This is a genomic window from Carnobacterium sp. (assembly GCF_032094055.1).
GTDB lineage: Bacteria > Bacillota > Bacilli > Lactobacillales > Carnobacteriaceae > Carnobacterium_A.
The window spans coordinates 1-10634 of record NZ_DAMDAK010000066.1 but is presented as its reverse complement, the minus strand read 5'-3'; the positions used below and the strand labels follow the sequence as shown (position 1 = coordinate 10634).

General features: G+C 38.2%; 7 protein-coding genes, 2 pseudogenes and 1 other annotated feature. Of the genes and pseudogenes, 1 reads left to right on the top strand and 8 read right to left on the bottom strand.

The genetic code is table 11. The features are described 5' to 3' along the window. The 3 genes from RT405_RS09955 to RT405_RS09945 all read right to left on the bottom strand — a co-directional run. On the bottom strand, positions 1-2151 hold a 2151-nt coding region (locus tag RT405_RS09955; RefSeq protein ID WP_313469432.1), incomplete at its 3' end, for an endonuclease MutS2. Positions 2152-2262: 111 nt separating this feature from the next. Beyond that, positions 2263-2808: a CvpA family protein gene (locus RT405_RS09950; RefSeq protein WP_313469438.1), complete on the bottom strand. Its 546-nt coding sequence runs from the start codon at positions 2806-2808 to the stop codon at positions 2263-2265. 37 nt (positions 2809-2845) lie between these two features. Further along, the gene (locus tag RT405_RS09945) at positions 2846-3124 is read right to left on the bottom strand and encodes a cell division protein ZapA (protein ID WP_313469431.1); all 279 of its coding nucleotides are present in this window, start codon (positions 3122-3124) and stop codon (positions 2846-2848) included. 378 nt (positions 3125-3502) lie between these two features. On the opposite strand from RT405_RS09945, the gene rnhC reads away from it, so the two are divergent. Continuing rightward, complete coding sequence (gene rnhC / locus RT405_RS09940; protein WP_313469430.1) at positions 3503-4444, top strand: ribonuclease HIII; 942 nt, start codon at positions 3503-3505, stop codon at positions 4442-4444. Positions 4445-4507: 63 nt separating this feature from the next. Here the strand turns inward: rnhC and RT405_RS09935 are convergent. From RT405_RS09935 to RT405_RS09915, 5 genes and pseudogenes are all read right to left on the bottom strand, one after another. Further along, a pseudogene (locus tag RT405_RS09935) lies at positions 4508-5772 on the bottom strand (APC family permease). 167 nt (positions 5773-5939) lie between these two features. Beyond that, positions 5940-8357 (bottom strand): phenylalanine--tRNA ligase subunit beta, encoded by a 2418-nt coding sequence (gene pheT / locus RT405_RS09930; protein WP_313469429.1) that lies wholly within the window; start codon positions 8355-8357, stop codon positions 5940-5942. Between the two features lie 4 nt (positions 8358-8361). After that, positions 8362-9296 (bottom strand): annotated as a pseudogene (pheS, locus tag RT405_RS09925) (phenylalanine--tRNA ligase subunit alpha). A gap of 77 nt (positions 9297-9373) precedes the next feature. Beyond that, positions 9374-9611: a binding site (T-box leader), on the bottom strand. A gap of 70 nt (positions 9612-9681) precedes the next feature. Then, positions 9682-10044 (bottom strand): helix-turn-helix domain-containing protein, encoded by a 363-nt coding sequence (locus RT405_RS09920; protein ID WP_313469428.1) that lies wholly within the window; start codon positions 10042-10044, stop codon positions 9682-9684. 241 nt (positions 10045-10285) lie between these two features. Beyond that, positions 10286-10634: hydrolase (locus RT405_RS09915; RefSeq protein WP_313469427.1), on the bottom strand; the 349-nt coding region annotated here is incomplete at its 5' end.

Genomic DNA, 10634 nt, shown 5'->3' with positions numbered 1-10634 from the left:
GCCCCGTAAATCTAGCTGAGGGGAAACATGACTAGAGGAAGCCGATTGGACAGTAGCTGACATTCGGCGGGACGGTTCTTTTTCAGGAGCTACTACGGTCAAATCACTTTCTTTGATTTTCATTTTCAGCATCCCCATTTGAACGACCCACTGATTATTGTCGGCTTTTTCCAATAAGACGCCTTTTTGTCCAAAAGACGTCACTTGAACATCATCGCCGACTTTAAAATTCTGCTGTTTTTTCGCTTTTTTTAAAACTTTATTTTTAGCTAATGCTTCTTCATGCCGCATCTGAGCAAGATGTGTTTTAGCATCGATTAATTCATGCTCTTTGATCGCATTCCCATAAGGCATTTCCAATTGCTTTTTACGTAAATCAGTAATGATCTTATTTGCTTCTTCTTCTGTTTCCTCAACAATTGTATTGGCTTTTTCACGCGCTTTTTTTAATAAATCCTCACGTTCGCCATAAAATTGTTGAACAGCTGTTTGCAAATCCACATAAAGCTGTTCTGCTTCCGTGACATAATGACGAACTTCAAGGTATTCTGTTTCTGCCATTTTTCGTCGATTTTCTAAATCACTGATCATTTCATTTAAGTCTTGACTCTCACTATCAATCAATTGACTAGCTGAATCAATGATTTCTGTCTTCAAACCCAACCGTTTAGATATTTCAAAAGCATTACTGCGTCCCGGTACCCCGATCAATAAACGATAAGTCGGACTTAATGTGTCTACATTGAACTCCATACTAGCATTAATGGTTGCAGGACGATTGTACCCATAGGCTTTTAGTTCAGGATAATGAGAAGTGACCATCACATAACTTCCAATTGCTCCGATCTGATCTAAGATGGCTATCGCTAATGCTGCTCCTTCTTGAGGATCTGTGCCGGCTCCTAATTCATCTAAAATCACTAAACTCTTTTCATCAATTTTATCTAAAATTGAAACAATATTGGTCATATGCGAAGAAAAGGTACTTAGGCTCTGTTCAATTGACTGTTCATCACCAATATCAGCAAAGACTTCGGTAAATAAGCCCATTTGACTGCCTTCTGCTACTGGCAGCTGCAAACCTGCTTGTCCCATTAATTGCAATAAGCCTAAAGTTTTTAAAATAATGGTTTTCCCGCCTGTATTCGGACCAGTGATCACAATAGCTTGGTAATCGCCGCCTATTAAGATGTCATTGGCTACCACAACAGCAGGATCCAACATTGGGTGACGTGCACTCAGCAATCTAACTTCATTGGTTTCACTGATTACCGGCCGAGTTGCTTCAATGCTTTTACCATAACTCGCTTTTGCTCCAATAAAATCCAATTTTCCAAGTAAAAACATATTATTCAAAATCTCATTGCCATATGGTGCAATTTCATTTGATAATTCAGCTAAAATGCGTTCAATTTCTTGCCGCTCCTCGATTTGCAACTGACGCAATCGGTTATTTAAATCTACAACAGCTTGTGGTTCAATAAACAACGTTTGTCCCGTCGAACTTTGATCATGAACAACCCCGCCAAAACGATTCCGGTGTTCAGGCTTTACAGGAATAACATAGCGGTCATTTCGCATCGTAACAACTGCATCGGTCAAATATTGGGCGCTTTTTCCGCGAATCAAACTATCTAATTTTTCACGGATCGCGTTTTCCCCACGTTTGATTCCTGTTCGAATACCTTTTAATGTTGCGCTAGCATCATCCAATACATGTCCGTCTTCTTCAACTGATTCACGTATTCGTTGGTTTAACTGAGGTGTAGTAACGAAATTCCCTGCTAATTGATAAAGAGTATTCAATTCGATTCCTGCTTCTTTTAACGTTTCAAAAAAACGATTTACCTCTGAAGTTGTGCGCAATATTCTCCCAATTTGAGCTATTTCTAAACCATTTAAGGCTGCCCCGATTTCCAAGCGTTTTAAATGAGGTTGAACATTTTGCAGTTTAGGAATCGGCATACCGCCGCGTATACGTAAAATAGTGGCTCCGTCTTCTGTTTCATCTTGCCATTTTTCAATATCCGACAAAGAAGTAGAAGGCTTCAATTCCATTGCTTGTTCTTTTCCTAATTCAGAAGCCGTAAAACGAGCTAATGCTTGGATGATTTTAGTGAACTCCAATGTTTGAAATATTTTCTTATTCATTCTATTCACCTCTATTTAAAAATAGTTTATCGTTACATACTAAGAAACCGTCCTTAAAACATTGAAGAACGATTTCTTGATTATCTTATTTTAATCACTGTAGTATCTCTGTTAAATAACTGTTTCGATCCACCAATTATAAATTTGTTTTGAAAAAATAGGTGTATTTTCTACAATCATTTGAGCTACTCGACTATGACTGAAAGCTGATTGGATCGAATCAATTGGCAACATGGTTAATACAGTCAATACTAAAAAGACGCCTACATAAGTCACCAGAAAGGCTAACAAAGCTCCTCCTACTGTATTTACTTGTTTTAACACCGGTATAAACGTTAATGAGTTCAACAACCCGCCAATAAACCGTGTTATAAGCCATCCGATGAATAAAATCAACAGAAAGGCAACGCCGTTATAAAAAGCATGATCCAGATTGAATCCTATTGCTTGATTATAAAATTGGAATTGACTCCCTTCAGAGGCTGCAGGATATGGTATCAGCAACTCTAAATGCGAACCCAATATTTTATAGTATTGGGCAGCTACAACATAAGAAACTGCATAACCAATCGTCATTACAAGTTGCAGAACTAATCCTCTTCTAGCCCCGCCATAGATCCCTAGTGCTAAGATAATTATTATTGCTATTGACATGATCATTTTTCCACCCTTTTCAATCAGAAGACCTGCGTTTTTAGTTCTGAATTTGTTTTAACTGAGACTCTAATTCGTCTACTTTTTTCTCTAATTTCGCCAATTTTATCTGCATTTCGTATTGATCAGAAACCGCATTAACAGCTGCTAATACAGCACGTCTTTCTGGATCTAAATCCTTAGACAAATTTTCGATTTGACGCATCTGCTCATCTACCGTCTCGGCTACCATTTTTAAATGTGCTTCAGGTCTTGCACCAATGATCGTGTAGGATTTTCCTGCAATGGTTGCTTTATAACGAATTTTACCTTGAGACATTGCGACCCCTCCTAAAAATTACATTTCCTTTATTTTACCATGAAAGACTAAGGAGTGACACTTTTTTCAGGTATCTTTTTTCATTTCCAGTAAGAGAACTTTTTAATTCTTCTTATTTTGCCTTAAAACTGCTTTGTTCACTCCGCAGATAACCTGCATATGCTATAATAAGCCACGTGCTGAGAAGACAAATTCGACTAAGAATTTAACGAATCAGCTTAACTTATTCCGCTCTTATCCTAAAAATAGCCAAAGGGATTATCTGTTTTCTAACTTCAGGCTTAACAGATAGAATTCAATCAACCGATTAGAAACAACAGTTGAAAAATACGTTTAAACAGAAATTATGGCACTACGTTATATGAAAGGAAAGTCAATATGGCAAATGAAGTTTTAACAGTTTCACCTAAAATTTTAAAAGAAATGAAAAATTATTATCAAAACTACTTAAAATCATCTACTCCGCCTGGAGGTAATTTTGCTGCAAAAAAAGCAGCGGTCAACATCACTGCTTACAACTCTGGAAAAGTTTTGTTTCAAGGTCATTCAGCACAACAGGAAGCAGCTCTTTGGGCAAGTAAAGCAATGAATAAACCAACAAAAAAAAGCAGCAGTAACGGTTCTTCACTTAATACCCCTCTACCAGTAGGATTTCGCAATTGGTCGGTTATTGGCAGTGATGAAGTTGGTAATGGCAGCTATTTTGGACCTTTATCGGTAGTAGCTGCCTATGTTGATCAGTCACAACTGCCTTTATTGAAAGAATTAGGTGTCCGTGACTCAAAAGATATGAAAGATGCTGAAATCATAACAGTCGCAAAAGACCTGATTACTTTTTTACCGTATAGCTTGCTCAATGTCATGCCGCAAAAATACAACGCTATCCAGCCAACTATGACTCAAGGAAAAATGAAAGCTGTTCTTCATAATCAAGCTATAGGTCATGTGATGATGAAGATCCAACCAGCTACACCAGATGCAATTTTAATTGATCAATTTGAATTACCCGCTACTTATTTTAAACACATTCAAGACCAGCCGCAGAAAATCAAAGATGCTGTTTACTTTCAAACTAAAGGCGAAGGCCATCACCTTGCTGTTGCTGCAGCTTCTATTATTGCTCGTTATGCATTTTTAAAAAGTTTAGATGAATTAACAGCTGAAGCTAAGCTGAAAATTCCTTCCGGAGCAGGAAGCAATGTTGATTTAGTGGCTGCTAAGTTATTAAAAAGGGGCGGCTTACCTTTATTGGGAAAATACGCTAAGCTTCATTTTGCTAATACCGAAAAAGCTAAAAAAATTGCTGGTTTTTCAAATTAATTTAGGTTCTAACAAAAAAGAACAGAAAAATAAAGCTGAGATTAAGATGCCTCAGCTTTATTTTTAGTCCTTTCTTTTACTGCAAGATAAATAAATTGGAATACCTGCTAAAGTTAAAATCAAACCTAAAAATGCATTTTGCGGCTGCACAATGAGGGTATTGACGATGATGTAAAAGCCGCCAAAGATAGCAATCAAAGGAATGACTGGATAAAATGGCACTCGATAAGGCCGTTCTATATCTGGCTGCGTTTTGCGCAATATCAGGACAGCTATAAAAGTCAACGTAATAAATATCCAAATGACAAAAATAATCAAATCTGTTAATTGATTAAACTGTCCCGTTAAAATCATCACTATGGAAATAACCAAGATAACCAGTCCGCCATTTATAGGTATATTGGTTTTTGGACTTATTTTACTGAACCACCGACTAAACGGTAATAATTTTTGAGTGGCCAGTACATAAGGGATACGGATGCCTGAAATAGCATAGCCGTTCATACCGCCAAAGACAGAAATCAAGATCCCCGCGGTTACTAGCTTTCCTCCGATGCCGCCGAATAAATGCGCAGCAACTAAAGCAGCAGGTGTCTCAGTAGCCGCAAGTTGTGAACTATCCAAGACGAATAAATAAGCGACGTTGATCATTAAGTAAACTGCCATTACGATTGACAGCCCTCCTACAATCACTCTAGGCAGCATTTTAGCAGGATTTTTCATTTCTCCTGCTAATGCTCCTACATTGATCCAGCCGTCATAAGCAAATAGCGTCGCTACCAGTGCAGAACCTAAACTCCTCCCGGATAACATAAACCCGCTACAATAATGACAGCGATTGGAATCAACTTTAAAATAGTTGCCGTAGTTTGAATCCGCCCACTATATTTGGTTCCCATAAAATTGATGGCCATCACAAAGATAGCTGTCACAATGGCAATAGGAACAATGTACTGATCTGATAATAAAAATAAACTGCCGACCTGTGTTGCAAATATAATAGCTAAAGCACCGATATTGGCTGGATAATAAACGATCATTTGAGCCCAGCCGACTAAAAAGCCAAGCCAGCGTCCATATACTTTTTCTAAATAAATCATCATTCCGCCGGTTTCAGGATAAATGGTTCCTATTTCTGCAACAGTTAACCCTCCTGCGATCGTAATGATTCCACCAATAAGCCAAGCAAGCAAACTTAGTCCAGGAGCTCCTGTTGCGCTGCTGACCGCTGTTGGTTTGAAAAAAATACCTGCTCCAATAACTGTCCCGACTACTACCGTTAAAGCGGTCAAACCCGTTACTTCTTTTTTTAAATGTCCTTCATTCATTTTCTGCCTCCTTTATTCTCTTGTTCAATTCGAGAATAGATTTCACTAGCTTACCATAATCATTTTATGACGGCTATCTTTTTTATGCAAATTCTATTTGTACTATGAAAGCAAGCAAAAAAAGGCTTTGTCAGTAGCACAAAGCCTTTTTTTGCTATTGCTCTTTCTTATCTGACTACCACTTGATACGTTTCTATTAAAGCTTTGATTACCTTCTCAAATGCCTTAGTAACTTCCTCTTCAACTAGCGTATCTATTGGATTTAAATAAGACAATGTGTAAGCAAGAGATTTTTTACCTGTTTCAATATTATCTCCTTGGTAAATATCAAATAGCCGTACATTTGTTAAATATTTCCCACCTTTTTCAAGGATCAATTCGGTCAATTCTTGATTCGTTACGGTTTCATCCACTAATAAGGCCACATCCCGTGTCATTCCTGGATATTTTGGAATACCAGCATAAATCGTCGGATGTTTCGCTGCATCTGCGATAGCTTGAAGATTCAGTTCAAATGCGTAAGTTTCTTTCAATTCATATGCTTTCGCTCTTAAAGGATGGATTTGTCCTGCAAAGCCGATTTCTTCTTCGCCAAGATAAATGGTTGCAGTACGTCCAGGATGCATGCCTTCACGGTCACTATCCGCCACAAAAGATACAGGATCAGTTAATCCATACGTCGCAAATAATCCTTCAAGAATTCCTTTCATATCAAAGAAATTCACTTTAGCTGCTTTTCCTTGCCAATTATCGTTCACTAAAGAACCTGTTAAAACACCAGCTAAATGTTCCTCTTCTAAAGGCAGTATACGATCTTCCTCTTTATAAAAAACATGACCAATCTCATAGAGCGCAACATTTGTATTTTTGCGTGCACTATTGTAGCTCGTATTATCTAGTAAACCACTGATCAAATTCATCCGCAGTGTACTGTGATCTTCACTCATTGGCCATTCTACACGAGTCGTATCGCTTTTGCGCATCATAAATTGCTGAGCTTTCTCAGAAGTTGTCAAAACGTAGCTGATCGCTTGAGACAATCCGGCACCTTCCAAATAATGTCTTGTATGACGTACTAAACGTTGTTTGTCGTTTAATCCTCCTGGGATAGCTTCCGATACTGGTAAAGTTGCCGGTAAATGATCGTAGCCATAAATACGTGCTACTTCTTCTACCAAATCAGCTTCAATTGAAATATCCCATCGGCGCGGCGGGACAGCTACTTCAAACAACCCGTTTATTTCAGTTGCTTTAAATCCAAGTCGATCGAAAATTGCCAGCACTTCTTCAGTCGTAATTTCAGTTCCCAACGAGCGATTCAATTTTTCCAATGTAATGCTAACTAGCGCATCTTTCACTTCAAGAGTGCTTTCAAAAGCTCGTCCTGATACTACCGTGCCACCTGCTAACTCTGCTATCAAAGCAGCTGCGTGGTCTCCGGCTGTTGTGATGGCCGCATGATTGATTCCTTTTTCATAACGTGAACTAGATTCGCTGCGCAAATTAAATTCTTTCGCCGTTTTGCGAATGGCGATCGGATCGAATAAAGCTGCTTCAAGTGCGACATTTATAGTGTCTTCTTGAATTTCTGAATCCATTCCGCCCATGACTCCGGCTAAAGCAACTGGTTTTTCACCATTAGTAATCACAATATTTTCAGAAGACAAGTTGCGTTCTTTTCCATCTAACGTTGTTAATACTTCACCTTTTTCAGCTCGGCGAACCAAAATTTCTTTGGAATGTAATCGATCATAGTCAAAGGCATGCAATGGTTGTCCATATTCTAATAAGATATAGTTGGTAATATCCACGACATTGTTCAACGGACGAATTCCAGCATTCATTAATTTCGTTTGTAACCATAATGGACTTTCTTCTACTTTTACGTTTTTAATCACTCGAATGGTATAACTTGGTGTGTCTAAGTTGTTTTCAACAGCTACTTTAATATAATCCTCAACTTTTTCATCCGCCGCTTCTGTCAAATGATACGTTTTGAAATGAGGTTTTTGATTGTAGATTGCTCCCACTTCATGAGCTACTCCATGCATACTTAAAGCATCTGCTCGATTAGGTGTGATCGACAATTCTAAAATGGCATCGTCCATTGCCAAATAAGGAAACACACTTTCTCCCGGAACAGCTTCTGCCGGCAAAACGTAAATCCCTTCCGCGTATTGTTTCGGTATCACTTTTTCAGAATAACCCAGCTCTTCCAAAGAACAGATCATGCCATTTGAAACTTGTCCACGCATTTTGCCTTTTTTGATTTTAACGTTGCCGGTGATTCTTGAGCCGGGTAAAGCTACAATGACTTTTTGTCCAGCAGCAATATTCGGTGCTCCACATACGATTTGCGACAATTCTGATTCGCCGATGTCGACTTGGCAAACATGCAAATGATCCGAATCGGGATGATCTACTACTTCTGCAGTATAGCCTACTACAATTTTTTTCAAGCCTGTTTCTGGAATAGCCACATCTTCAACTTCAATACCTGTACGAGACATCTTGTCTGCCAGTTCCTCAGGTGCAATATCTGTTAAGTCTAAATATTCTTTTAACCACTGATAAGATACGTTCATCATTCTACTCCTTTACTTTGAATTGATTTAAAAACCGGATATCATTTTGATAAAAATGACGGATATCATCAATCCCATATTTCAACATTGCCACACGGTCTGGTCCTAAACCAAACGCAAATCCGCTGTATTCAGCTGCATCAATTCCTGACATTTCCAATACATTCGGGTGAACCATTCCGGCACCCAGTATTTCGATCCAACCTGTGTGCTTGCAGACGTTACAGCCTTTTCCACCACATTTAAAACAACTGACATCAACTTCAACAGAAGGTTCAGTAAAAGGGAAGTAGCTAGGACGCAATCGGATTTCACGTTCTACACCAAACAATTTTTTCGCAAAAACTTCCAAGGTACCTTTTAAGTCTGCCATTGTTACGCCTTTTGAAATAACTAAACCTTCGATTTGATGGAATTGGTGTGAGTGAGTCGCGTCGTCACTGTCGCGCCGATAAACTTTCCCAGGACTAATCATTTTTAGCGGGCCTCTAGAAAAATCATGTGTGTCCATTGTTCTTGCTTGTACCGGAGAGGTATGCGTCCGCAATAAAATGTCATCAGTAATATAGAAAGTGTCTTGCATATCACGAGCTGGGTGATTTTTCGGCAAATTCATCCGCTCGAAATTATAACTGTCTTCTTCTACTTCAGGCCCCTCAATGATTTGATAGCCCATACTGATAAATTTTCCATTTCTAATACACTTTTTCGATCCTCTATCGCAACGGCAATGGCGTCCCGGATTTCATTAGCAATCGAGCCGACGACTGGCCGTTCTTCAGCTGAAAGATCTTTCATTCCTCGAAGAATTTCAGTAATGGGACCTTTTTTGCCTAAATAAGCGATACGCACTTGATCCAATTTCGTCAACTCTGCAGCTGTTGAAATTTTTTCCAATGCTTCTTTTTTTAATGTATCTAATTTATCTTTTATCTGCATGCTTCTTCTCCTTCTTTTACTGCTTTATTTTATCTGTTTTTGTTGCTATTTTTGGACACAAAAAAAGCCTTATCCCTAAAAGGGACGAGGCTTCGATTCGCGGTACCACCCTTGTTTGAATTTACAGAAACTAAATCCACACTTGATTACATAACGGTGTATACCGGAACTTTTTTCATTACGTCAAACGTAACTCCCAAAGTCAACTCAGGAAGTGAACCTTCATCTGGTCGATTAGACAAATGCTTTCAACCCGTGGCATTTGCTCTCTTAACTAATCAAGTCCAAATTACTTTTTTCCGTCATCGTTTTTATTTACCCTATTATTTTGCTTCATACTTAGTCTACCCAACTGGAGAGAGAGAGTCAAGGCTTGTTCGAAAAATTAACCTTTCTTTTCGCAGACCCATTCATCCGCCCAATTTTGTATTTCATACATCACTGATCTTAAATCTTCACCTTTTTTAGTCAAACTGTAGGCAACACGCATTGTTGCTTTTGGATCTACTGTCCGTGTTACTAATCCTTCTTGTTCCAACTCTTTTAAGCGTTCTACTAATACACGATCACTAACATTGGGGATAGTTGCTGCAATATCTTTAAAACGTTGAGGGCCTTCTAACAATACATCGATGATTAGACCCATCCATTTTTTCCCTAAAATAGAAAAAGTGTGTTCGAACTTTGGACAAATTTCTCTTTGCCTAGTTTCACAGCTGATCTCTTGATTCACATCTTTTACTGTCATTGTGTTTATTCACCTCTTTTGTCGTATTATATCACTTTTGGTTATCAATAGTAAGTGATATGTTTGTTGATATTTTTCACTTTTTGTATTATACCTTAATTTTTTTATTTGTCCTACTTTATTTGATGCATTTGTCGTATATTGGAAAAAATGATTCTTTTATCTAAAATAAGATCTAATAAAAGGCCACTTCAAGCTTTAAACTTTGAAGTGGTCCTAGTTCTATATTTACTGGTTTAATTTAAGCTTCTGCTGGTTTAAATCGTGCTAAAATATTTTTCATTCGATGATGGACTTTATTTGATAATGGCACAGCGACTTCTTTTACTGCACAGTATTTATCAACAAAAGTAACAACATAGCTTTCTTTATACTTAGGTAAAGCTACAGTTGCTAACCACATGTGTTTAATGATAATATCGCATTCCAACTCGCTCAGTTCAGTTATCTTCTTGGCATTTTCACAAGCCATCCGTGGATGAACATAAGCATGAGTACCTTCATCAAATTTTGTGGTTCTCCAATCATAGTAAAACAAGTCATGAAGTAAGCCAGCACGTGCAGTTGCTTTTGCATCCCAGCCATATCGT